Source organism: Pseudoalteromonas sp. MEBiC 03485 (assembly GCF_004195145.1).
Taxonomy (GTDB): Bacteria; Pseudomonadota; Gammaproteobacteria; order Enterobacterales; family Alteromonadaceae; genus Pseudoalteromonas; species Pseudoalteromonas apostichopi.
Genome location: NZ_SGBT01000001.1, coordinates 210,926 through 236,034 on the forward strand (window position 1 = coordinate 210,926; position 25,109 = coordinate 236,034).

The 25,109-nt window shown below is 39.3% G+C and carries 25 protein-coding genes and 1 pseudogene; 7 read left to right on the forward strand and 19 right to left on the reverse strand.

The genetic code is table 11. The features are described from left to right. The first annotated feature begins 7 nt into the window (after positions 1 to 7). The 4 genes from EVU92_RS00940 to EVU92_RS00960 all read left to right on the forward strand — a co-directional run bounded on the left by EVU92_RS00940 (position 8) and on the right by EVU92_RS00960 (position 6,502). The gene (locus tag EVU92_RS00940) at positions 8 to 652 is read left to right on the forward strand and encodes a class I SAM-dependent methyltransferase (protein WP_130049669.1); all 645 of its coding nucleotides are present in this window, start codon (positions 8 to 10) and stop codon (positions 650 to 652) included. A gap of 451 nt (positions 653 to 1,103) precedes the next feature. Then, a complete protein-coding gene (locus EVU92_RS00950; protein ID WP_008109686.1) occupies positions 1,104 to 2,396 on the forward strand; it encodes a TolC family protein in 1,293 nt (430 codons plus the stop codon). Between the two features lie 70 nt (positions 2,397 to 2,466). Beyond that, on the forward strand, positions 2,467 to 3,363 hold the full coding sequence (locus EVU92_RS00955) for an efflux RND transporter periplasmic adaptor subunit (protein ID WP_008109684.1): 897 nt from the start codon (positions 2,467 to 2,469) through the stop codon (positions 3,361 to 3,363). A 10-nt stretch (positions 3,364 to 3,373) separates the two neighbouring features. After that, on the forward strand, positions 3,374 to 6,502 hold the full coding sequence (locus EVU92_RS00960; protein WP_130049670.1) for a CusA/CzcA family heavy metal efflux RND transporter: 3,129 nt from the start codon (positions 3,374 to 3,376) through the stop codon (positions 6,500 to 6,502). An 83-nt stretch (positions 6,503 to 6,585) separates the two neighbouring features. Here the strand turns inward: EVU92_RS00960 and EVU92_RS00965 are convergent, their stop codons facing one another. Together EVU92_RS00965 and EVU92_RS00970 are read right to left on the reverse strand one after the other, a co-directional pair. Next, entirely contained in the window at positions 6,586 to 7,473 is an 888-nt protein-coding gene (locus tag EVU92_RS00965) for a cation diffusion facilitator family transporter (protein WP_008109680.1), read from the reverse strand. Beyond that, on the reverse strand, positions 7,460 to 8,191 hold the full coding sequence (locus EVU92_RS00970; RefSeq protein ID WP_005245162.1) for a transglutaminase family protein: 732 nt from the start codon (positions 8,189 to 8,191) through the stop codon (positions 7,460 to 7,462). Before EVU92_RS00970 ends, EVU92_RS00965 begins: the two co-directional genes overlap by 14 nt. Before the next feature lie 78 nt (positions 8,192 to 8,269). On the opposite strand from EVU92_RS00970, the gene cadR reads away from it, so the two are divergent. Continuing rightward, the gene (cadR, locus tag EVU92_RS00975; RefSeq protein ID WP_130049671.1) at positions 8,270 to 8,659 is read left to right on the forward strand and encodes a Cd(II)/Pb(II)-responsive transcriptional regulator; all 390 of its coding nucleotides are present in this window, start codon (positions 8,270 to 8,272) and stop codon (positions 8,657 to 8,659) included. Positions 8,660 to 9,185: 526 nt separating this feature from the next. Here the strand turns inward: cadR and EVU92_RS21750 are convergent. Next, positions 9,186 to 9,548, reverse strand: a pseudogene (locus tag EVU92_RS21750) (recombinase family protein). Positions 9,549 to 9,981: 433 nt separating this feature from the next. On the opposite strand from EVU92_RS21750, the gene EVU92_RS00985 reads away from it, so the two are divergent. Both EVU92_RS00985 and EVU92_RS00990 read left to right on the forward strand, forming a co-directional pair. Next, on the forward strand, positions 9,982 to 10,503 hold the full coding sequence (locus EVU92_RS00985) for a DUF305 domain-containing protein (protein ID WP_008109672.1): 522 nt from the start codon (positions 9,982 to 9,984) through the stop codon (positions 10,501 to 10,503). A gap of 1 nt (position 10,504) precedes the next feature. Further along, a complete protein-coding gene (locus EVU92_RS00990) occupies positions 10,505 to 11,236 on the forward strand; it encodes a glutaredoxin (protein ID WP_008109669.1) in 732 nt (243 codons plus the stop codon). A gap of 216 nt (positions 11,237 to 11,452) precedes the next feature. On the opposite strand, the gene EVU92_RS00995 is transcribed toward EVU92_RS00990, so the two are convergent. The 16 genes from EVU92_RS00995 to EVU92_RS01075 all read right to left on the reverse strand — a co-directional run bounded on the left by EVU92_RS00995 (position 11,453) and on the right by EVU92_RS01075 (position 25,045). Continuing rightward, positions 11,453 to 11,803, reverse strand: a complete 351-nt coding sequence (locus EVU92_RS00995) for a hypothetical protein (RefSeq protein ID WP_004589646.1) — start codon at positions 11,801 to 11,803, stop codon at positions 11,453 to 11,455. Between the two features lie 50 nt (positions 11,804 to 11,853). Further along, positions 11,854 to 12,225 (reverse strand): hypothetical protein, encoded by a 372-nt coding sequence (locus EVU92_RS01000; RefSeq protein ID WP_008467865.1) that lies wholly within the window; start codon positions 12,223 to 12,225, stop codon positions 11,854 to 11,856. Between the two features lie 10 nt (positions 12,226 to 12,235). After that, positions 12,236 to 12,658: a hypothetical protein gene (locus EVU92_RS01005; RefSeq protein ID WP_008467863.1), complete on the reverse strand. Its 423-nt coding sequence runs from the start codon at positions 12,656 to 12,658 to the stop codon at positions 12,236 to 12,238. After that, positions 12,642 to 13,307 (reverse strand): isoprenylcysteine carboxylmethyltransferase family protein, encoded by a 666-nt coding sequence (locus EVU92_RS01010; RefSeq protein WP_008467861.1) that lies wholly within the window; start codon positions 13,305 to 13,307, stop codon positions 12,642 to 12,644. The genes EVU92_RS01005 and EVU92_RS01010 overlap by 17 nt, the downstream gene beginning before the upstream one ends. Next, on the reverse strand, positions 13,300 to 13,635 hold the full coding sequence (locus EVU92_RS01015; protein ID WP_008467859.1) for a DUF2933 domain-containing protein: 336 nt from the start codon (positions 13,633 to 13,635) through the stop codon (positions 13,300 to 13,302). The genes EVU92_RS01010 and EVU92_RS01015 overlap by 8 nt, the downstream gene beginning before the upstream one ends. Before the next feature lie 9 nt (positions 13,636 to 13,644). Continuing rightward, positions 13,645 to 13,998 carry a cupredoxin domain-containing protein gene (locus EVU92_RS01020; RefSeq protein WP_004589267.1) on the reverse strand — a complete coding sequence of 118 codons (354 nt, stop codon included), beginning with the start codon at positions 13,996 to 13,998 and terminating at the stop codon, positions 13,645 to 13,647. Between the two features lie 11 nt (positions 13,999 to 14,009). Continuing rightward, positions 14,010 to 16,253 (reverse strand): heavy metal translocating P-type ATPase, encoded by a 2,244-nt coding sequence (locus tag EVU92_RS01025; protein WP_008467856.1) that lies wholly within the window; start codon positions 16,251 to 16,253, stop codon positions 14,010 to 14,012. A 101-nt stretch (positions 16,254 to 16,354) separates the two neighbouring features. Further along, positions 16,355 to 16,768: a MerR family transcriptional regulator gene (locus EVU92_RS01030; protein ID WP_008467855.1), complete on the reverse strand. Its 414-nt coding sequence runs from the start codon at positions 16,766 to 16,768 to the stop codon at positions 16,355 to 16,357. 299 nt (positions 16,769 to 17,067) lie between these two features. Then, positions 17,068 to 17,490, reverse strand: coding sequence for a hypothetical protein (locus EVU92_RS01035; protein ID WP_010558026.1), 423 nt, complete (start codon positions 17,488 to 17,490; stop codon positions 17,068 to 17,070). A 638-nt stretch (positions 17,491 to 18,128) separates the two neighbouring features. Then, positions 18,129 to 18,989 carry a copper resistance protein B gene (locus tag EVU92_RS01045; protein ID WP_004589262.1) on the reverse strand — a complete coding sequence of 287 codons (861 nt, stop codon included), beginning with the start codon at positions 18,987 to 18,989 and terminating at the stop codon, positions 18,129 to 18,131. Further along, positions 18,986 to 20,809: a copper resistance system multicopper oxidase gene (locus EVU92_RS01050; protein WP_013465888.1), complete on the reverse strand. Its 1,824-nt coding sequence runs from the start codon at positions 20,807 to 20,809 to the stop codon at positions 18,986 to 18,988. Before EVU92_RS01050 ends, EVU92_RS01045 begins: the two co-directional genes overlap by 4 nt. 27 nt (positions 20,810 to 20,836) lie before the next feature. Beyond that, the gene (locus EVU92_RS01055; RefSeq protein ID WP_024596192.1) at positions 20,837 to 21,307 is read right to left on the reverse strand and encodes a nuclear transport factor 2 family protein; all 471 of its coding nucleotides are present in this window, start codon (positions 21,305 to 21,307) and stop codon (positions 20,837 to 20,839) included. Positions 21,308 to 21,322: 15 nt separating this feature from the next. Further along, positions 21,323 to 22,210 (reverse strand): CopD family protein, encoded by an 888-nt coding sequence (locus EVU92_RS01060; RefSeq protein ID WP_024596191.1) that lies wholly within the window; start codon positions 22,208 to 22,210, stop codon positions 21,323 to 21,325. A gap of 19 nt (positions 22,211 to 22,229) precedes the next feature. Then, on the reverse strand, positions 22,230 to 22,577 hold the full coding sequence (locus EVU92_RS01065) for a copper resistance CopC family protein (protein ID WP_004589258.1): 348 nt from the start codon (positions 22,575 to 22,577) through the stop codon (positions 22,230 to 22,232). 24 nt (positions 22,578 to 22,601) lie between these two features. Then, positions 22,602 to 24,434, reverse strand: a complete 1,833-nt coding sequence (locus EVU92_RS01070) for a 2Fe-2S iron-sulfur cluster-binding protein (RefSeq protein WP_024596190.1) — start codon at positions 24,432 to 24,434, stop codon at positions 22,602 to 22,604. Further along, positions 24,434 to 25,045: a PepSY domain-containing protein gene (locus EVU92_RS01075; RefSeq protein WP_232311327.1), complete on the reverse strand. Its 612-nt coding sequence runs from the start codon at positions 25,043 to 25,045 to the stop codon at positions 24,434 to 24,436. Before EVU92_RS01075 ends, EVU92_RS01070 begins: the two co-directional genes overlap by 1 nt. Positions 25,046 to 25,109: the final 64 nt, after the last annotated feature.

Consider the following 25,109-nt stretch of genomic DNA (forward strand, 5'->3'; position numbering starts at 1 on the left):
TGAAGTTATGAAAAACAATGCCTACATTCCGCCATTACGATTTCATTGGTTAACTAATTTTTATGACAGCCTCGTTGCTATCACCAAGAGAGAAGCATTTTTTAAAAAACTGATTGTAGATAAAGTTGCCAACGTCAAAGGAAACAACCTACTTGATGTTGGATGTGGAACCGGAACGCTAACAAAATTAATAGCTGAAAAATCACCTAAATATACCGTAATAGGCTTAGATGCAGACCAAACCGCTTTAGATATTTCACAGAAAAAAGTTATAGGCAAGGATCTTAATATTTCTTTTAGACAGGGCTTTGGACAAGAAATGCCTTTTAGTGATAATTCCTTTGATATCGTAGTTTCAAGTTTGTTTTTTCATCACTTAAGCCGTTCAACTAAGCGTGCGACATTAACTGAAATTCGTCGGGTACTTAAACCGGGTGGCATTTTATTAATTGCTGACTGGGGAAAGCCGACTTCAATATTTCAACGGATATTGTTCTTTGTCGTTCAGTTATTAGATGGTTTTGAAACTACAAAAGATAATGTAGATGGAGTCCTTCCTTCTTTAGAGGTTGAATCAGGGTTTACTCATGTTTCAGATTTAAACATAGTCCCAACGACTTTGGGAACTATCAGACTGATTGAAGCGAACTAGATAACAATGAACCTAATGCGTCCGTCATATTTTAAACCATATATATCATACGTGATAATGATTTTAATCGCGGTGCAATCTGTGTTTTTTTCGCTAGAAGAGCTTGAAGTAAACTTAATTGAAAGTTCTTTTAATACATCACTAACTGAGTCTATTACCCCGCTAGAATCTCCAGAAACCTCCAATTTATTTGAGGTGAGTAATAGCCAAACTTTAATTGATAATTGTAATTTTTGTTGCTGTTGTCACTTATTTTTAAATGCAGATTATTCTTGTAATATTTTACAAAAAATAGAATATTTCCTTACCTACGCCTTAGTTTCTCCTGAGCTAAAAGGCTATATGTCGGTGCCATTCCGCCCACCTAAATACGCCTAAATTTTATAGAAAATTAAGAAAGGTCAAATGTTAATGACCTAAATATCACATATAAATTTATAGGAAAGTATACATGGCACTTAATACCTGTGAGCATCGCAAGATAGCAATTTTGAGGTGTGTAACACCTCAGCTTAAATATATCGCGTTTCTCGCGTTGTCACTTTTTACATTTAATGTTTATGCCTTTGAAAAGCAGTTAAATCTTCAAGAGGCAATTCAGTGGACGCTTAAACAAAATCCTGAACTCAAAATATTTGATTTCAAACAAACCGCATTAACAGGACAAGAACAAACAGCAAGTTTAAATCCCGCTTATGAACTAGAAGTTGAAGCTGAGAACTTTGCAGGCTCAGGTGAATTTAATGCATTCGACAGTGCTGAATTAACAGTCGCTCTATCTTCGGTTATCGAAATGGGAGATAAACGCTCAGCGCGGATTGGACTTGTTTCAAAATCAAGAGCACTACTCAATGCTGAGAAAGAAGTCTCTGCGCTTAATTTAATGGCTCAAGTCACTGAGAAGTACGTGGAAGTACTTGCAGCCCAACAAAGAGTGATATTGGCAGATAATGCATTGAGCTTAGCACAAGAAACGTTAGAGATTGTATCTCAGCGTAACCGCGCAGGTGCTACTCCTGAGGCTGAAGTGAAACGTTCAAAAGCAGTTATTGCTCAGGCTAACCTCACCCTTCAATCTGAACAAAAGCGCTTGGAATATCTAAAGCTTTCTTTATCAGCTTACTGGGGAGAAACATCAGTGTCATTCTCTAGAGTAACTGGAGATCTGTTTCAGTTTGGCAATGATAGTGATTTTAGTAGTCTCTTTGCGAAATTAGAGAAAAACCCTGCTATTCAAGTTTATGCAAGTGAGCAGCGACTAAAAGAGGCCGAATTACAGTTGGCTAAAACAGAGTCAACGGCCAATATCAAATGGTCTGTTGGTGTTAGGCGCTCTCAAGAAGCCAATGATACGGCACTGGTCGCTGGCTTTAGCTTACCTTTGTTTGCTGAAAAGCGAAATTCTGGTGCAATCGCTAGTGCGCTAGCAGAGCGTGACCAAGTTGCCATAGAGAAAGAGGCGACTAAGTTGAGGTTTAGAAATCACTTACTACGAGCATACTCCAATAGAAAACAAGCCATATTAACAGCTAATTCATTAAAGCAGTCGGTTATCCCAATGCTTGAAGATGCACTGGAAGATACTCAAGACGCCTATCAAAAAGGTCGATATGGATATCTTGATTATGTATCGGCTAGACAAGAGCTGTTAAATGCTCGGCGAACCCTCATTGATGCGGCATCTGCTGCCCTAATTTATGGCGCAGAGATAGAAAAACTAACAAACGAAGCGCTGTCACTCTAAATAAACATCACTTTAAGTTTAATAACAATTTATTGATTCAGTTATTAACTGAATCGTTTAGGAATTCAAAATGAAAAACTATTTACTCGCACTATTGATTTTTATTGGGTATCTATCACCCATTCAAAGTGTTATCGCTAGTGAAGATGAACATGAAGGCGAAGAAGGCATTAGCAAAATAAACAATAACATGGCAAAAAGGCTTGGTGTTGAAACAGCCTATTTAGCTTCAAAAACGTTGAACCAAACTATCCCTGTATACGGCGCTACGACGATAGGCGCTGAACAATTATTTCAAGTTGGCGCTAGATATAACGGCGTTATAAAGACAATTAACTCCACTGTTGGTGATAAGGTAAAAAAAGGAGATCTATTAGCCGTTATTGAATCTAATGAAAGCTTAAATACCTATAAAATAACATCCCCTGTTTCTGGGACTGTTTTACAGCGAAATGGAAATATTGGCGGTATCACGCAAAACACTAGCTTGTTTGAAATCGTCAATTTTGACACCTTGTGGGCTGAATTTAAGGTGTTTACCAGCCAATATAATCAAATCAAAGTCGGTCAACCTGTTGATATTGAGCATGGTGAACAGGCATTCAACTCAACCATCACCAATATAATTCCAGCTAAAGATCAGTCTTATGTTTTAGCACGTGTACGTTTAAATAACACTGAGCTAAACCTAACCTCAGGCCAATTATTAATGGGCAGCGTAAAGATAAACCGATTTGAGGTGGATTTAGCCGTCGAGAAAGTTGCGATACAAGAACTGGGAGGACAATTTGGTGTCTTTGTAAAAGAAGATGAAGAGTACGAGTTTGCGCCACTTGTGCTCGGACGTTCAGACAAAAACTATATCGAGGTCATTGATGGCCTCAGTAAAGACGCTGAATATGTAAACAAAAACAGTTATCTGATAAAAGCGGATATTTTGAAATCTGAAGTAGAAGACGACGATTAGGAGACGCAATATGATTGAATCAATTTTGCGTCTTGCAATAAATAGACGCTATTTAGTATTAAGTCTGCTGATGGTAATCATCGGCGTTGGCATGTGGAGTTATCAAAAACTTCCCATTGATGCTGTTCCAGATATAACAAACGTGCAGGTACAAATAAACACTTCTGCCCCCGGTTATTCACCTTTGGAAGCGGAACAAAGGGTGACCTTTCCTGTAGAAACCGCCTTAGCCGGATTGCCAAAGCTGTCTCACACCCGCTCCCTGTCAAGATATGGATTATCTCAAGTAACCGTTATCTTTGAAGAGGGAACCGATATTTATTTTGCTCGCAACTTAATCAATGCAAGATTAGCTGCGATAAAAGGCGTTATTCCCTCTGGCTTAGAGCCAGAAATGGGTCCTATTTCGACAGGGCTTGGCGAAATATTTATGTATACCGTACAAGCTTCTCCTGACGCTAAAATGCCTAATGGAGAGCCTTATACCGCTATTGCCTTAAGAGAAATACAAGACTGGATCATTAAACCGCAATTGGCTCAAGTTAAAGGCGTCATTGAGGTCAACAGTATCGGCGGCTACAACAAGCAATATCACATAACGCCTAAACCCGAAAAATTACTTTTTCATCAGGTAACCTTTGAAGAAATATCTGATGCATTACGTAAAAACAATGACAACCGTGGCGCAGGTTATATCGAACAAAACGGACAGCAAGTTTTAGTACGCTCCATTGGGCAACTAGCGACAATAGATGAGATCCTCAATGTCATCATCAAAAAGAACGATGGTATTCCTGTAAAAATAAGTGATGTTGCCAATGTTGCTATAGGCAAAGAACTTAGAACAGGGGCTGCTACTCGTAATGGCATTGAGACAGTGCTTGGTACAACCATGATGCTGATTGGTGAGAATTCTCGCACCGTTGCTTTAGAAGTGGAACATAAGCTCAGCGAAATACAAAAATCTCTGCCAAAGGGCATTACCGCAGAGCCTGTTTACGACAGAACAACGTTAGTAGATAAAGCGATTGCAACCGTTACCAAAAACCTCGTTGAAGGTGCGCTTTTAGTTATTGTTGTGTTATTTATTCTACTTGGAAATTTACGTGCAGCTCTCATTACCGCTGCTGTTATCCCTATTTCCATGTTAATGACAATCACAAGTATGGTGCAAGCAGGAGTATCTGCCAATTTAATGAGTCTCGGCGCATTGGACTTTGGCTTGATAGTGGACGGGGCTGTAATCATCGTTGAAAACTCTGTCCGTAGGTTAGCACAGGCCCAACACAACGGTCATAGGCAAGACTTAAGAGAACGCCTAAATACCGTTTTTGAAGCCACTTCAGAAGTGATACGTCCAAGCTTGTTTGGTGTGGCAATTATCACTGTTGTTTACATCCCCATTTTCACGCTAACTGGCGTTGAAGGGAAAATGTTCCACCCTATGGCGGCAACTGTCGTTATGGCGTTAATTTCCGCAATGATCCTTTCAGTTACACTGGTTCCTGCTGCTGTAGCTGTGTTTATGAAAGGTAAAATCAGCGAAAAAGAAAGTGTAGTTATTCGTTCAACCAAGTCTATTTATGAACCATTGTTAAAAATGGCGATGAAATTTCGTTGGATTATTGTTTCATTCTCAACGCTGTTAATGGGGTATAGCCTTTGGTTAGCAACTACGCTTGGGACAGAATTTGTTCCTCAATTAAATGAAGGTGATATTGCACTACAGGCATTAAGAATTCCATCGACTGGCCTAGAGCAATCAGTAGAAATGCAAGAAGTACTTGAGCAACGTATTAAAGCGTTTCCTGAAGTTGATAAAGTATTCTCGCGCATCGGCACACCAGAAGTAGCAACTGACCCAATGCCACCGAGTATTGCTGATATCTTTGTTATTTTAAAACCACGTAAAGATTGGGCCGAACCTTCAAAGCCAAAGAGTGAATTAGTTGAAGAAATGGAAGAGGTACTGAAAAACATTCCGGGCAACAACTATGAATTCACTCAGCCTATTCAAATGCGTTTCAATGAATTGATTTCTGGCGTTAGAGCTGATGTCGGCATCAAAATATTTGGTGATGATTTGGATCGGTTATTACTCACCGCAAAAGATATTCTAAATATAGTGAAAACCGTGGACGGTGCTGCTGATGCCCGAATGGAACAGGTCACAGGTGTTCCATCTTTATCAGTAATTCCTAAACGAGAAGCGCTTGGTAGGTATGGTTTGAGCGTTACCGAACTGCAAGACTGGGTTGCTACTGCAATTGGCGGTGAATCTGCGGGGATCATTTATGAAGGAGACAGACGATTTGAGTTAGTTGTTCGTCTACCGGAGCAAATAAGAACGGATATCGATAGCTTGAAGCATCTGCCGCTTCCACTTGAGAATGGTAACTATGTGCCACTTGAAGAAGTTGCAGAGCTTAAATCTGAGTCTTTACCTGCTCAAATTAGCCGTGAGAGAGGTAAAAGAAGAGTTGTGGTTACCGTCAATGTTCGTGGTAGAGATTTAGGCGGTTTTGTCAAAGAAGTGAAAGCTAAAATTAATCAGGAAGGAGAAATTCCAGCAGGATACTGGCTTGATTATGGCGGAACCTTTGAACAGCTAGAGTCAGCGAGTAAAAGATTAAGCTTAGTTGTGCCGATCACACTAATTGTTATCTTAGGTATTTTGGTTATTGCATTTGGTTCATTAAAAGATGCATTGATCATTTTCAGTGGTGTACCGTTAGCATTAACTGGGGGCGTAATTTCTCTTTATTTAAGAGACATGCCTTTATCTATTTCGGCAGGTGTCGGCTTCATAGCATTGTCAGGTGTTGCCGTATTAAATGGCTTGGTTATGTTGGCTTTTATTCGAGATCTTTGGCATGAAAAAGGCGACCTTTACGTAGCGATCATTGAAGGTGCCATCATTCGTTTAAGACCTATTTTAATGACGGCACTGGTCGCAAGTTTAGGTTTTATTCCAATGGCGTTAAACACTGGAATTGGTGCAGAAGTGCAACGACCACTAGCAACAGTTGTTATCGGCGGTATTGTATCTTCTACAATTTTAACTTTGTTTGTATTGCCTATTTTATATCAATGGGCGCATGGCGCTGAGAGTAGTAAACAGCAATCTGACGAAATTTAAAAACAAAAAAGCAGCTTAATTACTAGGTTATGCCTAATTAAGCTGCTTTTTATATTGTATGCCCAACATTTTATTGATAAAGCTTACTGCGCTTCATCCCGACAATTTTCATTTAAAAACTCAAACTCTATCGTTGTATGCGATAAATGATAGGAAGATAATTTAGCTGCAACTTCTTGTTTAAGCCTAATTAATTCTTTAACGTCAAAGTTGTCACTCAGCTCAAGGTGCGCTGTTAAAACGTGACTTTCACCATCTAGTGACCAAAAGTGCATGTGGTGGATACCATTAACTTCAGGAAATTCCATTAGTGATAGTTTAATACGCTTTTGAGTCTCTTTATCGGGTGCAGCTTGAAGAAATAAAACGAGTGTTGATTTCAGGTTTTTGAAAACATTAAACAAGATGAACAGCGTGAACCCTATTGATAAAAGGGGATCTAATATCGGCAGTTCAGCGAACAACAGTACGATAGAGACTATAAGAACGGCAACCCATCCAAGTACATCTTCAAGAAGGTGCCATGTCAGCACTTTCTCATTTAATGTTTCACCCGCTTTTAATTTTAATACAGCATATCCGTTAACGGCAACGCCGAGTATCGCTAGCCCTAACATCCCCTCGACTACAGGCATTTCAGGATTGGACAGCCTTGGAATTGCTTCAAATAAAATCCAAATTGAGCCAATGATTAAAACAATACTGTTTATCAATGCGCCAAAGAGAGTAAGTCTACGATAACCATAACTAAACCTATCTGATGCTTCTTTATTTGAAAAACGACTCAATAACCAAGCAAACCCTATAGACAGGCTATCACCCAAATCATGAACTGCATCTGCCATTATCGCCGTACTGTTAGTGAGCCAACCACCTATAAATTCGATAATAGTGAATGTCACATTAAGGAAAAATGCCCAACCAATACGGTCATCTTTACCATGTTGATGACTATGATTATGGTTGTGCATTTTGTACCTCTAGTACTTTTCTATTTCTTAGTTTTGATACATTCATATTAATCAAGTGACGTATCAAGCGTTGATATATCCAGCGTTTGAACCCCGACAAGTTAGTCCCTTTTTCGAGATAGAACTCATCAGGGGAATCATAAAGCCCAAAGTCATCATGAATACCTTCTTTTTGAATATAGGTATTTTCTCCACGCCAATCTGTATCTGGTGATGAAAAGCACTTTGTTGCAACACCATAACCACAAAAATCATCTTTTACTTGGTCAAATTTCTCCTGTAGAGAGCTTAAGTATTGCTCATCCAATATAAAGCCCTCTAAGTTTATCCAACGCCCTTCAAAGTAAACTTCTACCCAACTATGAATGATGTATTTAGGTGCTAACCAAAATACATAGCTTGGGATAGCACCTTTTTGTAGTTGCTGGTCTATGGTAAACCCATGAAATCGGCATTGAATGCCTAGTCCACGCAATAGTGCCATTAACAGATTACCCTTAGTATTACATTGTCCATAACCATCTGCTAGCACATCGCTTGCTGCAATATCATCGCTTTCATTATAACCAAAGAAAATCTCATCTTTTACAAACTGATAAGCGGCACCAATTTTGTTGAAGTTATCCAAGTTTTTCCACCTACGTTGATCGATCAAGGATTGGATATCTTTGTGTTCAAAATTAACGATATTCGTATTGTTTAAATATTTCTCAGTCATTTTTTATATATCCTTTTCGTTGCATACTTATACTATAGACTCTATAGTAACTATAGAGTCAAATATCTGGGGAAATTGATGAAAATAGGCGAATTGTCTAAAAAATCGGGCTGTTCAATACAAACGATTAGATATTATGAAAGAGAAGGATTACTGTTAAATCCAAACCGTTCAGAAGGTAATTTCAGGCTGTATGATAGTAAAGCACTTAAACAATTGGAGTTCGTAAAACATTGTCGCAGCCTAGATATATCACTCAATGATATTAAACGTCTTATCGAATTAAAAAATAAGCCAAAAGAAAGCTGCTCTAGCGTTAATGCATTAATTGATCAGCAACTTGCACTAGTGAATAAACGCATGAAAGAATTAAGGGCGCTTAAAGCTGAATTACAACAGATGGCTAGTGCTTGTGGTTCGAACAATACTATTGAAGCATGCGGGATCATTAAGTCACTAGATAGTTAACTCTGTTAGAGGCATACGGGCAGAATATAGAACATTAATCGACTATTGCATGTCCTAAATGTGGACAGATAAAAACGGAAGAAATGCTGACAAATTCATGTCAGCGGTATCACAAGTATGAGTCACACAAGGTTTTGCCAAACTATTGAATGGTGACTGGTGTGTTTACTTCTCATATGGAACAGCAAAATTCCGCCAATTCTAGAACGACAAAATTAGTTGCAGCCGTTAATGCACTAGAGTGTTTAAATTGAAGTTTATTATTGACTCTTCAACGTCTGCTTTACACTCTGAATTTTCGTTAATAACTCAAAAGCTAACTTCCGCTTTTGGCTAAGTGAAGTCATAAGGTATTCATTGATGCTAATGTCCGCAATGTCGGAGGAGCTGCCGTTAGCAAATAGCATCAAATTATCGTAATATAACTGATTGAGTCTCAGATATTATGATTAAAAAATCATACTTTCATAAAAAGAGAGATTGGCGGCATCCCTTTAAAACCTTTCAGTCTAAAATGAGATCAATCTCAATCATTATGCACAGTCACAAATACTCCACATAGGTTGATCATGGCAGTGGCAAACGGATTATCATTTTTGGTATTGAGAGAGCCGTCGATAATATTCAAACAAGCACCTTTCTTATGGATGCTTTCAATTGCCTCAAGAATAGATTTTAACGACCGTCCCAAACGGTCGAGGCGAGTAACAATAACTTCATCACCTTCCCTGATAAAGTCGATGAGTTCCTAAAGCTTTTCTTCATTTCGAATCGAAGCACCAGACTGTTTGCCTTGGAATATTTTTTCACAGCCCTGAGCGTCCAACTTGGACAGTTGAACATTTAAATCTTGTTCTTTAGTTGAAACTCTTGCAAAACCAACTTTCATATATACGAAACCTGTAACTTTCGCACACCTTAACAATTAAATGAACGAAAGTATATTAAATAAATTTCGTACATGAACGTAATAAAAAATAGAAATTCGTACACTACGGATAGAAAATGAATGACAATTCTAACTATAAAGTGACTTAATTATTTCACACGCTTCACTTGTACACGAGCTTGCCATTTGTTGAAGCTCAGCTTGTAGTGCTTTGAGTTCTCCCATTAGATTGTTAACTAAAGCCAATTTAGCCTGTGTCTATCATAAGTTCAAAACTTAAACTTTAGATATAAGCTGAAATTGAGTCAATCGTATTACAAATACTCTTATTGATACTGGCTCATTACTTGCACTTTTTCGAGAACATGACCACATGTAGAGAATAATAGGCTAACAGTGGGAAATATTTACACTATCAATGTAAGGATTACTTATGAAATACTCAAGATTTGCTGCAATGATCATCACCTCAACCATTGCTATGTTTGTCATGATGTATCTCAACACTTACGCAGTATCACATATATGGTTTAGTGAAACGCGTATCTATATGGCGTTGTATATGGGAGCAGGTATGGCAATGATCATGCTGGCCTTTATGCTTGGCATGTACAGTAACAAGAAGCTCAACATGGCTATTTTTCTATTGGCGACAATACTGTTTGCCATATGTCTTTATCTTGTTCGCTCTCAAAGCACAATTTCTGACACTGCTTACATGAAAGCGATGATTCCTCATCACTCCATTGCTATTCTTACTAGTGAGCATTCAACTTTGGAGGATGTACGCGTGCGTGAATTGGCAAATGGTATTATTAAAGCCCAACGAAAAGAAATAAAAGAAATGGAATGGCTGATTAAAGATATTTCTGAAAATGGAAAGGTCAGCTCACAAGCTCAGGCTGAGCAACGACCGCTCCCAAAGTTTGAAGGCACACTGAACAAAGGAGACTAAGATGACTAAGACAGCTACCCTGTACAGAATGGTCACTGACGAACATATCTGCCCCTATGGTTTAAGGTCGAAAGATTTGCTGGAGAGGCAAGGGTATGATGTAGAAGATCATAAGCTCACGTCAAGACAACAAGCTGATGACTTCAAAGCTAAGCATGATGTCAAAACTACGCCACAAACCTTTATTGAAGGAAAGCGTGTCGGAGGATACGATGACTTAAGAGAGTATTTTGGTAAAGATGAAGCAGGTCAAACTGGCACAACCTACACGCCCGTTGTAGCCATTTTCTCGATAGCTGCACTTCTTGCTGTCGCATCTCAACATTTTGCTTCCGGCTCATTTATCTCCATCAGAACACTGATGCTATTTATAGCTTTTTCAATGACGCTCTTAGCGGTGCAAAAACTGAAAGACCTATACAGTTTCACAAATTCGTTTATTACTTATGATTTACTAGCGATGAGATGGATAAGATATGGTTATATTTATCCCTTCATTGAAGCATATGCAGGTATTGGTATGGTTGCCCAACTACAGCCTCTCGCAGTGGCACCATTTTCATTGTTTATCGGCACAGTTGGAGCAATTTCAGTTTTCAAAGCCGTTTACATCGACAAACGCCAGTTAAAGTGTGCCTGTGTAGGCGGCGATAGCAGTGTGCCACTTGGATTTGTATCGCTATCTGAAAACTTATTTATGATCGCGGGAGCATTGATTATGCTGCTGATGTAAAGGTATAGCTCTATTCGGCGGCCCCTTAACTGTTAAGATTAGACCTAGGATGCCAGCCCACACCTTTCTAATTCATATGTAACATTTTTTCTGTCGTACTGGCATCAAGATAACCAGAACTGAGCAAACAATCTCAAAGGTTGTACAAAATAACACTAAAGTTTTTTCATTAAGTTTTATTGTTATGCTCTTGTGGTGGCTTTCGCCACCACTTTATTAGTTTTCAAGTTCCACCATATCTTTCGCTGCAATGTCACCAGACACTAGCTTTACAGTTGCGAAATGATCATTCACAATTTTAGTAATTTGTACCGTTCCTACCTTTTCGATAGTGTAGGGATCTTCACCTTCACTCAATACTATTCTTTCATGGAATCTAATAACACTGTATTTTTGCCCAACCTCTGCGCCATGCTTAGCACCAATACAGATTAGAGTTCGATTATCAGAACTTTCTACTACCTGACCTCTCATCATGTATTTATGATAAAAAGTGGTATTGGAACAACCCACTAAATATAAACCGAATGTAAGCAATAAAAGAGCTTTTATATAGGGTGTTTTCATCACTGTTACCTCATTTGACTAACTAATTATCTATACACTTTTTTATGAATTCATTTGTTTTTCCGGCCAGCCCCCGAAGGTGCTTGATGACAACTCCAAGGCTTATGAACAGAGTTATCTTTGATGTTCTGATCAACAAATTTATAGTAACTTTCTTTAGTATGTGTCCACCAATCATCATGAACATCTGCGCCATACTTACGGATTACCTCCTCAATCCCATCAAGGCTTACGTTTGCGGCATCATAGGCAAGGTGTATTTCACCTTCTTTGATGTTGTAACTAACTTCATCTATACCAAAAAGCTGATCTATTTCTTTTACTAACTCGTCACAGCTTTCTTCTGTGACATTGCTAAGCTTTAGGTTTCGAACAACTAAATTTTGCTCTTTAACGCCAACTCTATGATTTAAATCGCTCATAATTTTTCTCCTAATGTTTGTGTGAATGCTGTTGATTGCTATCTTTCATTTCTTCCATTTTACGGTTCATCTGCGGCATCATGTTCCCCATCATTTCTAAATGATGTTCAGCCATCTTGATTTGTTGATGCATTGGCATTTCTTCCATGTTTTTGTGCATGGATTGCATCATCTTCATCATTGAACGGTGATGTTCAACCATCATCTGCTGTTGCTTTTCAGGATCTTTTTCAGTTTTAATGGCATGGACTTCCTTTTTCATTTCCATCATCTTTTTGTGCATTTCTCCCATGTTCTCATGTGGTATTGCCATGCCTTGATGCATATCAGCTTTGTTCGCACCTTCATGCTTATGCTCATTGTTTTGGGCAAATGAGCTAGTGGTTATAAGTAGTGAACTAATAAATAAAATTGATTTAGTTAACGTTTTCATGATTTTTACCTTCTACACTTTTATTAAAATTTGGGATCCAACTTGGTGTCGATTCCATATACCTGTGGTACTCCGAACCAAACTCAGCAATCGCTTGTGCTTCTTCGCGTTTCGCTAGCTTGACGTAAACAACGACTAAGATCGGAAACATCGCAAGTGTTGGGATTGTCGGCCACTGCAATAAAAAGCCGAACATGATTAGAATGAAAGCTACATACTGTGGGTGGCGACACCTTGCATACCATCCAGTTGTAGCCAATTGATGATGTTTTTGCGCGTGATGCAATACATTCCATGCTGAAGACAACATAAAGAAACCTGCAACAATTAACACCATACTCACTATATGAAATGGGTCCCAATGGGCATCACCTTGAAATCCAAAGAAAGTATGTAATAAATGCCCATTTTCATGCGCAAAGAAATTTACTTCTGGATAGGTCTCCGTCAGCCACCCCGACAGAAAATAGATAGTTAAAGGAAAGCCATACATTTCAGTAAATAGGGCAACAATAAAGGCAGAGAACGCGCTTAGACTTCTCCAATCAGTTGATGTTTTTGGTTTGACAAAACTAAAGGCAAAAAAGATAAAAATTGCTGAGTTCAGTATCACCATTGACCATAAGCCATAATCATATGTTTCATTCATCACTGCTCTCCTTTTTATGTGATTCCTTACGTGCCTTTTCTAACCCTTGTATGTAGCCATCGCGATAGGCTGCATTTTTATCCGTGAGTTCTTGAAAGCTCTCTTCCTTTTTTTCATCAGGCGCATGTGAATGATCGTGACCATGTTTACCATGACTGCCATGCATAAATACGTGCATCAAGGGGCATAGCAATAAAATCAAGTAGGGAAGAAATTGCAGCATATGTTGACCATGCTCAAGCACTAAGAAGTAGGTCACTGCGGCAATAAGTGCCAGTGCAGCCCAGCCTGTAGGTGTTGACCAAAAATTAGGGTGTTGATTTTTCATATTGCCCTCCTAAACGACTTTTAAGACACCGCGATACATTTGCATCTGACAGTGAAACTCATGCTCTCCCGGTGATAAGTTCAATAGGGTAATTTGAGTAATTTCATTTAATTTAAGCTGTTCGCTTATATCCAATGAAGGAATAAGCATTGTTTCAGCGCAGGGGGATTGATCTTTGCGCATAAACTTCAGAGTGACAGGTTGGCTAGCAGACACCTGAATTGAGGATGGGGAATACACACCATCCCTCACTTCAATGAGTACTTCATTACCTTGAACGATTGTTTTATTGGGTTTATATAGCCAAAACCACCAAACAATCAGCGCGATTAACATTAAGCCTAATAAGTTAATAACCATCATTGTGATTCTCCTTAATGCTCTTTTGCTTTAAAAAAGCGAAGTCGATTTGCATTTGACACTACAGTCAATGACGAAAACGCCATTGCAGCACCTGCAATTACAGGGCTAAGCAGAATGCCAAAGAAGGGATATAGAACCCCCGCAGCAAAAGGAATCCCGGCTACGTTATAGACAAACGCGCCAAACAAGTTTTGTTTGATATTTCGTAAAGTAGCTTTGCTTACCGCTATGGCATCAGCAAGGCCATGAAGTGAACCACGCATTAGGGTAATGTCAGCACTTTCGATAGCTACATCAGTCCCTGTGCCTATGGCGAAGCCAACATCGGCTAACGCTAGCGCAGGAGCATCGTTGATGCCATCTCCTGTCATACCAACAATTTCGCCGCCTTCTTGTAGCTCTTTCACCTTGTTGGCTTTATCTTCTGGCAGCACTTCAGCAAGAAACTCACTAATACCCACTTTTTTAGCTACGGCGGCAGCGGTTTCCTTGTTATCACCCGTTAACATGATGACGCGTATACCATTAGCCTGAAGCCGTTTGATAGCAGAGATTGAGTCTGACTTGATAGGATCTGCAACAGCAATGATTGCTGCAAGTTCACCATCTACAGCAAAGTACATAGGTGTTTTGGCTTCTTTGGCTAAAGACTGTGCTTGTTCAACAAAGCCTGTGAGGTCTATGCCTTTTAACTTCATTAGTTTATCGTTTCCGAAAAGCAGGGCTTTGTTGTTGCAGCTTGCTTCTACACCAAAACCCGTAATGGCGTTAAAGGCTTCAATTTTTAGTAACTCAATATCCTGATCTAACGCACTTTCAACAATCGCTTGCGCTAAAGGATGCTCTGAGCCGCTTTCTAAACTTGCTGCAAGCTGTAGTACGTCTTTTTCGTCAGTAGCTTTTGCTAAAATAATATCGGTTACCTTAGGTGCCCCTTCAGTAATAGTGCCCGTTTTATCTAAAATCATGGCAGTGATTTTAGAGGCGGTTTGCAGTGCCTCACCGTTGCGAATAAGCACTCCGGCTTCTGCTGCTTTTCCTACTCCCACCATGACAGACATGGGTGTTGCCAAGCCTAAAGCACACGGGCAGGCAATAATAAGCACAGTAGTTGCTGAAACGATGGCAAAAGCAATGGCTGGCTCAGGTCCAAAGTTAAGCCATGCTAGCGCACTTAACACAGAGGTGATCATCACGACAGGTACGAAAAAAGCTGAAATAACATCGGCCAAACGGCCAATCGGCGGTTTCGAATTTTGTGCTCGTTTCACCATATTGATGATCTGTGCAAGCGCCGTGTCTTTACCAACGCGTGTGGCTCTAAATAAAATCATGCCTGATTTGTTCAAAGTACCTGCGACAACCTCATCTTCTTCAGCTTTTTCAGCAGGCATAGGTTCGCCTGTCAGCATGGACTCATCAATAGAGGTGTGTCCTTCCAATACCACGCCATCGACGGGAATTTTTTCACCCGGTTTTACCTTCACAATATCGTTAAATAAAACCTGCTCAATACCTATCTGAACTTCTTTGTTGTCACGAACCACGGTTGCTGTTTTGGCTTGCAAGCCGATAAGACGTTTAATGGCCTCAGAGGTTTTACCTCTGGCTTTGATTTCTAATGCTAAACCTAAATCAATTAAGCCAATGATCATGGCGGTAGCTTCAAAATAAACATGCCGTGCCATCAATGGAACAGCGTCAGGTGCAAACACGACAACCATCGAATACAACCAAGCCGTGCCTGTTCCTAAAGCAATTAGGGTGTCCATATTGGCTGAATGATTTTTGAAGCTCTTCCATGCTCCTACATAGAAATGCTTGCCTGAAAAATACATAACACCAAAAGTTAAAATGCCTACAACCAACCAAGAAATTCGTTCAAGGTTTGTTTCAACCGTCATTTCTCCAACTACAATGCTGTAGATCATCAAAGGAACGCCGAGTGAAAGGGCAATAAACGTATCGCGCATTAGCTTTTTGTAATATGCAAAATCCGCAGCCTCTTTCTCATCAAGCGCATCTGTTGCTGAGCTATCATCAATTGGCTTCGCGTTATACCCCACTGACTCAACAGCTTTGATCAACTCTTTTGTTTTAGCTGTCCCATAAACTGTTACTGTCCTATCAGCAAAATTCATTTCCGCACTGACGACTCCAAGAGTTGCCTTCAACGCCCCTTCAATTTTGCCTACACAGCTAGCACACCCAGCACCTTCAATGATAAGCTGTTGGTTATGTGATACTTTCTCCAACGTATTCTCCTTACTTTTACACGAAGAGGATTGAGCTTTTGCCTGACAGCAACAGCCTGATTCAGTTTTTATATTTGTGTTAGTAGCCACCCTTTTTCCTCCTATGCTTTTTTAATTTGCTCAAAGTTTTCGATGAGATGACAAACCATGTTTGCAGTCGGTGCTTTGTCTTCCATTTCTTCCCATCGAGAAAGCGCAGAAGACATTTTTCCTCGAAGTGCCAACATTGCTTGAAACTGCTTTTCTGTTTCTTCAAGCCGCTCTTTGATCAGGCTTCTGACTAATGGGCACGCACTTTTACCATCTTCAGATTCATTAATAATTTCCTTGATATCTGCAACGGAAAAACCAAGGTTTCTGGCACTTAAAATGAATTTAAGTCTCGATACTTCTTTATTCGAGTATGACTTGTAGCCGTTCACTGACTTAGCAGGTTTTAACAATCCTAATCTGGTGTAATAGCGCACCGTATCAGCAGTCGTTCCAAGGCTTTTTGCCAGCTCCGCAACTTTCATATTCACTCCTCAGTTTTTTAGCTAAGTTTGTACTCTCATCTTCAGCTTAGACCTGTGTCTAAGACACAGGTCAAGTACTAATTTTAGTGAATAAGCTAAAAACTAATTTTTTGGTAAAAGAGAAATCTCGGTCAAAATCGACAGCATTAAGTACTGTAAATAGCAATAGTTTGAGCATGTTCATCATGCCTCCAAAAAATATTGTGCTAATTGTTCAAAACGGTTGGTAATTTAAACCAATCAGTAAATCGTTTTATTTTTGATGGGACTGGCGAAAAAAAGGCGCACTGATCCCGTGATTAGCCAATAATTGGTGGACGATAAAGTAAGAGATGGATACCAGATTTTGGTAGGGGTATACGCTGTAGAATTAGCTCAGAATGAATATTGCAAATACCTTCGTCTTGCGCTTCCACAAGATAGGCATTTAAATGAAAGCTTGTACAAAAACCGCCTTCACAACAAACACAATCACCAGCTTTACATTTTTCACAGTCTTCATCACCATGACGGTTTTTAGAATCTTGCGAATTTTCAGTGTGATAGTGACTATTGTCATTCATTGATTGATGATGCATATTTTTGCTTGGTTGTATAATATGCGTGTCGGAAGATCCATTTTGATGTTCTTCACAATTCATTGGTTTAGCAATAGCAAAGCCATGCTGCGTAAGCAACAGAGTAATTACCACTATTTTAAACCACTTGAAAAGTCCAAACATTTTAATTCCTTATTTATCACCTACAATATTAGCCACTTTATAAAAATAATTTTATGATCTTGATCAACCTTTGAACTAAAACCTAAACTTTTTACTTTTTACTTTTTACTTTTTACTTTTTACTTTTTTAAACAGCTTTAACTTCACAAGTATAAAAGGGGTGTCTAATTTATACTCATGAGATTGAAGCCAAGCATGAGCACCATTAAAAGAAATAAAAACCCTACGCTCATAACTAGGTATTGAGTAATGGATCATTTTTCCAATTGTTCAGCTTTAAGCGCAGTACTTTGCAACAATCGGTTCTATCCCGGGCACATCCAATTCCCGTTCATCAAAAGTGATAAAATGGCCTATTGTACGTCTTTCAATGGCGATGTTTTTTGCCTTGACTCTTTAACCTTAACCATTCGCCAACTTTACTTCTTAGCTGATATTCCACCTTGATAGGTATACACCAGACTGGCACCGATTGAAAACAAGAAGTAGCTTACTATTACTGCTCTTAGTTCTTTCCAAAAAAACTATTAGCTAGGCCTTTCCTAACATAACTAAAATGGTTTAAATCCCAAAAAACGAAAGCTACCATCAATATAGTTGCGGTAGCTCTCATCAAGTCAATATAGTATTTCTTCATATCAGAGCCAGAACTTGATACCTGCAACAAAAGCAGTATCACGAGTACTTTGCCCATTTAACTTCGCAAAGTCGGCTGTATTACCAAATTTATTTGTCCACTCAACGCCAACATAGGGAGCAAACTGGCGGGTAAACTCATAACGAACCCGAAAACCAATAGCACTGCTAGACAAGCCACTACCAAGGTTATTTTGGACGTCATCCTTACCGTAAAGCGTCAACTCTGCTCGTGGTTGAACAATTAACTTTTGAGTAAGTAATAGCTCATACTCAGCTTCGATCGAAAATGCACTATTACCTTGCTCTCCTAAATACGCAGTCATATCAATTTCAAACCAGTAGGGGGCTAGACCTTGTAAACCAAAAGCTAGCCATTTGCGGTTTTCACCTTCGTTATTGTAATCAAGTCGAATACCGACTTGTGTATCCCAATAAGCAGATATTGCGTGGCCCCATAGAAAATCTGTTTGGTTCTCCTCTAAATTACCTTCGCTAAAATCTCCTTCAGTTTTGATGACTAATCTATCAAAAGTAGTGCCATACCATGCCTGAAAGTCAAAAACACCTGCGTTTGTTTGCTCATTATATTCAAGACGATCCCCTAGTAGCGCGTAAAATGAATGCTCATCTGCCAAAGTCAGTCGTTTGTCGCTACTGAGTGCATAAGGACCTTCAGTCAAAGTTGTACCTGCTGCATAAGCATGGGGGTCTCTAGCATCTTTAGGTGCATCTCCACCTTGTGCTTGCATTTTAGAATCACCCATCTCAGTCATCTCATCTTTTGCAGATACAGATACACTTATAAGGGGCAAACCTATTAATAATAGTCTTAACGTATTGGTTAGTATTAATTTTTTCATGATACAACTACCTCTCTAAACATACCTGCATCCATGTGGAATAATAAATGGCAATGCCATGCCCAGCGACCTACGTCATGAGGTGTTGTTAAAAAACTAATTCTTTGCGCTGGTTGTACAGGGATAGTATGGCGACGAACCTGTACATCACCTTTTTCATTCTCCAAATCGCTCCACATACCATGCAGGTGCATGGGATGTGTCATCATTGTATCGTTTTGTAAAATAACTCTTAAACGTTGATTATGCTTCATGTGAACTGGCGTGCTTTTTCCAAATTCCAAGCCATCAAATGACCAGCTATAACGCTCCATGTTTCCAGTTAAATGTAATTCAATTTCAGCCTCTGGCTCTTGCTGGTTTGTAATTCCCTCAAGAGAATGTAAATCTGCAAGTGTTAAAACACGGCGTCCATTTTTACGTAAACCTATACCGGGATCATCAAGGTTTGTTCTAGGCATATCAACACGCATATCAACAGAAGCTCCATACTCTGTTTTTGCATGACGCACTTTAGTGCTAGCAACAGCTAATGGGTTTTTAGTCATTCCATGTTTACTATGATCCATTGCCATCGCTCCATGACCCATTGCACTATGATCCATTTTATTAGAATTCATGCCCGACATGTCTGCCATACCTGCCATCGCGGAATGCTCACCACCTTGGGCCATATTCCCCATCATATCTGTCATCGTTAACCATTCAACGGGATCTAGAGCAGGTACTGGTGCATCAATATTAGGTGCCATTGATAAAGTACCTTTAGCATAACCTGAGCGATCCATGCTTTGTGCAAAAATCGTATATGCATCATTTTTTGGCTCGACAAGTACATCATAAGTTTCACCGGGACCAAATCTAAATTCATCTACTGTCACAGGTTCAACATTTTGTCCATCAGCTTGTACAACTGTTAACTTCAGCTCAGGTATTCTTACATCAAAAAACGTATTGCTAGAACCGTTAATAAATCTAAGCCTAACCTTTTCGCCAGCTTTAAACATTCCACGCCAGTTTGTCAAAGGCGCACAACCATTCATTAAAAAAGTCATTGCAGATGCTGATAAGTCTGCAAGATCTGTAGGGTTCATTCTCATTTTATTCCACATTTCCCGGCGTTGTAGCGCATTTGAAACGCTGCTATTTGAAATGTCATCAAAAAACTCTGGAACAGTAGGTTGATTAAAGTTAAATACATCGCTCTGTACTTTTAACTTGCGGAACAAATCCATTGGGTCATCATCAGTCCAATCAGACAATTGGATAACATGCTCATTGTCAGCACTAATAATATCCTTTTCTCTTGGCTCAATAATTAATGCGCCGTACATACCTGTCATTTCTTGAAAGCCACTGTGTGAGTGATACCAATATGTGCCGCTTTGTTGCAGCTTAAATTTATAAACAAAGGTTTCACCCGGCATTATACCTTTAAAGCTAATACCCGGTACGCCATCCATTTGATACGGAAGAATGATCCCATGCCAATGAATTGAACTCGGCACTGATAATTTATTAGTTACCCTGATAGTAACGTCATCACCTTCTCTGAGGCGCAAGGTAGGAGCTGGTATTGAGCCATTGATTGTTGTAGCCATTCTTACAACACCTGTGAAGTTTACGGGTGACTCATCTATCACCAGATCTATTATTTCTCCACTTAGTTCGGGCACAGTACCTGTTATTGTTCCAGCCACTAAAGATGAAGCAGCATGAAGAATGCTTGGAAAAGCAGCTAATATACCGCCAGCAGCTAAACCTTGTACAAAGCGTCTACGCGGTGTAGAAATTTGATGTAATGGATCTTTAATTCTCATTTTACTCTCCGAGGTTTGACCAATAAATTAGTGTGACCAATGAATGTGCTTAATTTTCCATTCACCGTTTTGCTTTTCGAGAACCATTGTTTCCATCCCTTGATAATCACGTTCTTCACCATTGTAAGTACCTTTAGTTTGACTACGCGAGGCAGAGATAGCTGTATTTCCAAGTATCGTCACTTGATGTTCAAGTGTGTCGCTCTTCATCGCTGCTAAATACTTCATATCCGACAACATATGATGATGAGCATATTCATCAGCGCTCCTTTCAACGCGGCCTCCCTCGAAAATGGTGACATCATCCGCTAACTGCGCTCTAGCCTGTTTTTGATTGCCAGTTTCAAGTGCTTGATGAAATGCCAAAACAACTTTTGCGGCTGGTGTATCTACACCTTTAAACAATCCTTTGTCTTTATTCTTATCACCATGAGCGTTTGCTGCGAAACTAAACGTCATTAATAAAACGAGTAGGATATTTATTGTTTTCATTTTCATTTTCTCTTTTAGGTTTTAATTTGCAGGGCCAACAACACTAGTAAGCCCAGCCGTTACAGATAAAATGGCAAAAGCTACTACCATTTCTATCGAGATAGATTTAGATAAAGCCTCTCTGCCTTGACTATTTTTAAGTTGTGGAACGAGTATTAGTTTATGTTTAGCAGCAAGTGCCAAAATAGACACTACAAGGGCCAATTTAAACAACAGTGTTTGTCCGTAACTTGAGCTTATTAGTGCATCAAGACTTCCGACCAATTGAATCACGAGCCAGAGGCCTGCTACCAACAATAGGCTCAATGTAAAACTTGCTTGTTTGCCAAAGCTTTCCATCAGCAAATGAAGTTCTGCATAACTTAGCTGATGGCAAGCCTGTTTTAGTGGCAATAACGCCCCAAACCACCATGCCATAACGAGCACATGCAAAATAAGCAAGCCTTTTTCAATTGTGCCTAACTCAGAAATATGACCCAGTAACGTGAATGAGTATGCAAGGATTAATAAACTCAACATTAAAGCGCTTTGTTTTAAGTACGAGTTCACAGCGAGTTTGAACCTTAAAGCTAAAGCGATTATTGCGGTAACTAGCCCAAGCGCTCGAAGCAAAGCTCCAGTGCCGACAGAGGAGTCCCACATAATAGCCAATATATCAGCGTCTATCGCCCCCTGAATTCCCTCTTCTGCCATTGCACCAGTACTGGCAAAGAACCAAGTAATATTAGCGATCAAAGCCATAACTATATAAGTTCTTGTCCACGTTAAATTCGCTATTACAGCATTAGTATGAGATTCATTATTCTCAAATATTTGCCTGAAAAATGTATAACCAGCAATACAGGCAAAGCCGACGTAAAATACAATTTTTGACAGTACAATGACTGTATTCCAGATATACATTTCCATATCAATCACACCGCCTATTTTAGTGAACCATAAAGCCGAAGCTATGTTTCATTTTATGACCATCGTTACCTAAGAAGGTTACATCCACAGCATAGTTTGCAGGAGCTAATTTAGGTAGTTTCCATGTAAATTTGCTAGTAGCGACTTTAGAAGGCTCGAATCCAAATTTAAATTCTTCGCCTTGTTTATTGGCCAATGAAACTTTTACAACCCGTACCTCTTTGGTGAACACCAAAGTTAACTCTTCTGGAGGATTCATTAGCATTGCATTATCAGCAGGCACACTTTTTTCAAGATGCACATGCGCAAATACCGCACTACTAAAAACGACACTGATTACGGTTAAAAATTTAATTAATGTTTTCATATATACCTCTATTTATTTAATGGATTAACGACTAAATTTATCTTTGAAAATTTGATTACTTGGAATCCCAGCATCTGTAATTATTTTTTCCACTTCACTCATCATTGCTTCTGGACCGCACAAGTAAAACTCAGCCAAAAGCAGTTCTGATTTTTGGTTCATATACGGCAGAAGTACTTTTTGAACATAGCCTGAGTGCCCTTGCCATTCTTCTGAAGGATTAGAAAGAGTAGGAATATAAGAGAAGTTTTTATGCTTCTCACTCAGTGACTTCAATTCATTATGGTATAGCAAGTCATCTTCAGTTCGCGCACCATAGATAAGAGTCAAACCACTTTTATCTTTATGCTTTTTCAACTGTTCAAAAATAATAGACCTCAGTGGTGCAAGTCCTGAACCCGCACCAATAAACACGCGACTAACTTTTTTATTTGAAGTGGCATAAAAATCAGAAAAAGGGCCTTTTGCAGTTATCGTTTCACCTACTTGGAGTGAACCTAAATAACTTGAACCTATTCCTGCTTTAAAACCATTCTTTGCGGTCTGCCAACGGATATTAAACATTAACTCATCAGACTCCTCGTCAAAGTTAACTAATGAGTAGTGGCGAGTTACACCGTTATGAGAAAATTTTCCATGATAGTAGCTATCCCAGTATTTTTCATAGCACTCTGGCATATCATCTGGACGTAAGCTATTCATCCCTGCTGGCACATCAAATTGCATATATGCACCAGCTTTAAATGCCAACTGTTTGCCTGATTTCAGCTTAAATTTCACTTCCTTGATAAAAGGAGTAATGAAATTAGTCGCAACCACAACTAGCTCATGATTTTCAATATTGCGATCAGTATTAACTTCAATCGAACTAATTTCAGAGAACCTATGCTGACATCCAAGCCGATAACCTTCCTTAAGTTGCTCCTGAGATAAATGTTCCTGTTCAGATAGTGTGATAGGTAATTTAGTTGAACTTAAGAACACGCATTTGCCACAAGTACCGCCACCACCGCAACCTGAAGGAAGGTATACATGTGAACTAGCTAGCCCTTCTAGTACAGTTGAGCGACCAACTGCTGAGATGTCAGTAATAGTATTTTCATTGGAAAACGTCACTGCCACTTTTTGCCTGTTAGTGCCCCAACCTAGCTTCAGTAAACCACTTCGATACTGTTGTATCAGCCAAGTAACACCAGTAATTGAAAGGAATAGCGTTGCAAAAGCAAATGCAATGATCAACCAATGGTTAAATCCTCCAGAATTGCCATAGTCCATAAAGTGAAGCTTCATCATCAGATCTTTCAATCTGAAATCATCATTGGCATGGCGAAGTACTTGACCTGTAATACTATCTAAATAAATAGTTGTATTGTTCTCATCCTCAACGGCAACTTGCCACATAGGATTTTGCTGCCTTACGTGATCAGAAAACGGAGGTTGAGATAACACTGGAGTAGTTAACTTACCCTGTCCTGAGTAGGAGTTTTTTGCCAAAGTTAGTACTTGTTCTTCAGACAAATTAAATGGCTTTCCTGTTACAGCATCAAATAGCTTTGAGTGGCGTTCTTGATAGCTATGCTGCCCCTTATCGAACACAAAATGATAGTAAGGCTGATGTAAAACCCATATAAGGTTTACTTCCTGCGGAGCATTACTAGTAATGTCTTTAATAGGGAATAGGTCAAAGCCTGTAATGCTACCTTCATGATGAGAATGAACTCTAAGTTCATTACCACTGGCTTTACTGTGATCCATCAAATTGAAGTAAAGGCCCGTTCCCAACCAAATAAGCAGTTGTAAACCAACAAATAAAGAAAGCCACTTGTGTATCGTTGTATTTAACTTAAATAGTCGCATCAAATGACTCCCTTTTTATTTGGGGAAAGCACTCGGTAATAAGTCAATACTGCGCCAGTAATTGCTCCCATTAGACCTAGAGTTGCGACCAAGAACAAAAACCAGTTAGATACGTTTTCTCCATCATAGTAATCCATAATGTGGAACCGCCACATCCAATCAAACAATCGCCAGTAATCATGACGCTTGGCAACAAGTGATCCTGTTTGTTGACTTATATAAAATGTCGGTGTGGAGAATTGCTCAAACGTCACTCTCCAAACAGGTAAATGCCTTGGGGACAACTCAGCAGGCAAGTTTGTCGCTGACTTAATCAACCTTACGCTGTCGATTTGATGATTCAGCGCATAATGGTATTGTGCGATTTCTTTAGCCTTGATTTCATCTACAAGTGCCTGAACAGCTCCAGTTTTAGCATCTATTGCTACTTTTCCATTTTCTCCATTAATAAAAGAATACAAAGGACGGCCCATACTTTGAGTAAGTGTAACTTGGCTAGCTTTAGGATAATCCGCAGCTAGCTTTACAATGGAGTAATCCATACTTGCTAAATCTATTTTGGCTTCCTCACTCTTAGCCAAGGTTTCGCCGTGTATATAGTGAATATCCATAGTCACCATATACACGCCTGTAATAGACCAGAAGAGGAATTGTATTCCGACAAATGCCATTAGC

Bases quoted from the DNA above. Each gene is read 5' to 3' on its own strand.
- EVU92_RS00940 (WP_130049669.1), top strand. From the start codon at position 8: ATGAAAAACAATGCCTACATTCCGCCATTACGATTTCATTGGTTAACT.
- EVU92_RS00950 (WP_008109686.1), top strand. From the start codon at position 1,104: ATGGCACTTAATACCTGTGAGCATCGCAAGATAGCAATTTTGAGGTGT.
- EVU92_RS00955 (WP_008109684.1), top strand. From the start codon at position 2,467: ATGAAAAACTATTTACTCGCACTATTGATTTTTATTGGGTATCTATCA.
- EVU92_RS00960 (WP_130049670.1), top strand. From the start codon at position 3,374: ATGATTGAATCAATTTTGCGTCTTGCAATAAATAGACGCTATTTAGTA.
- EVU92_RS00965 (WP_008109680.1), bottom strand. From the start codon at position 7,473: ATGCACAACCATAATCATAGTCATCAACATGGTAAAGATGACCGTATT.
- EVU92_RS00970 (WP_005245162.1), bottom strand. From the start codon at position 8,191: ATGACTGAGAAATATTTAAACAATACGAATATCGTTAATTTTGAACAC.
- cadR (WP_130049671.1), top strand. From the start codon at position 8,270: ATGAAAATAGGCGAATTGTCTAAAAAATCGGGCTGTTCAATACAAACG.
- EVU92_RS00985 (WP_008109672.1), top strand. From the start codon at position 9,982: ATGAAATACTCAAGATTTGCTGCAATGATCATCACCTCAACCATTGCT.
- EVU92_RS00990 (WP_008109669.1), top strand. From the start codon at position 10,505: ATGACTAAGACAGCTACCCTGTACAGAATGGTCACTGACGAACATATC.
- EVU92_RS00995 (WP_004589646.1), bottom strand. From the start codon at position 11,803: ATGAAAACACCCTATATAAAAGCTCTTTTATTGCTTACATTCGGTTTA.
- EVU92_RS01000 (WP_008467865.1), bottom strand. From the start codon at position 12,225: ATGAGCGATTTAAATCATAGAGTTGGCGTTAAAGAGCAAAATTTAGTT.
- EVU92_RS01005 (WP_008467863.1), bottom strand. From the start codon at position 12,658: ATGAAAACGTTAACTAAATCAATTTTATTTATTAGTTCACTACTTATA.
- EVU92_RS01010 (WP_008467861.1), bottom strand. From the start codon at position 13,307: ATGAATGAAACATATGATTATGGCTTATGGTCAATGGTGATACTGAAC.
- EVU92_RS01015 (WP_008467859.1), bottom strand. From the start codon at position 13,635: ATGAAAAATCAACACCCTAATTTTTGGTCAACACCTACAGGCTGGGCT.
- EVU92_RS01020 (WP_004589267.1), bottom strand. From the start codon at position 13,998: ATGATGGTTATTAACTTATTAGGCTTAATGTTAATCGCGCTGATTGTT.
- EVU92_RS01030 (WP_008467855.1), bottom strand. From the start codon at position 16,768: ATGAAAGTTGCGGAGCTGGCAAAAAGCCTTGGAACGACTGCTGATACG.
- EVU92_RS01035 (WP_010558026.1), bottom strand. From the start codon at position 17,490: ATGTTTGGACTTTTCAAGTGGTTTAAAATAGTGGTAATTACTCTGTTG.
- EVU92_RS01045 (WP_004589262.1), bottom strand. From the start codon at position 18,989: ATGAAAAAATTAATACTAACCAATACGTTAAGACTATTATTAATAGGT.
- EVU92_RS01050 (WP_013465888.1), bottom strand. From the start codon at position 20,809: ATGAGAATTAAAGATCCATTACATCAAATTTCTACACCGCGTAGACGC.
- EVU92_RS01055 (WP_024596192.1), bottom strand. From the start codon at position 21,307: ATGAAAATGAAAACAATAAATATCCTACTCGTTTTATTAATGACGTTT.
- EVU92_RS01060 (WP_024596191.1), bottom strand. From the start codon at position 22,210: ATGGAAATGTATATCTGGAATACAGTCATTGTACTGTCAAAAATTGTA.
- EVU92_RS01065 (WP_004589258.1), bottom strand. From the start codon at position 22,577: ATGAAAACATTAATTAAATTTTTAACCGTAATCAGTGTCGTTTTTAGT.
- EVU92_RS01070 (WP_024596190.1), bottom strand. From the start codon at position 24,434: ATGCGACTATTTAAGTTAAATACAACGATACACAAGTGGCTTTCTTTA.
- EVU92_RS01075 (WP_232311327.1), bottom strand. From the start codon at position 25,045: ATGGATATTCACTATATACACGGCGAAACCTTGGCTAAGAGTGAGGAA.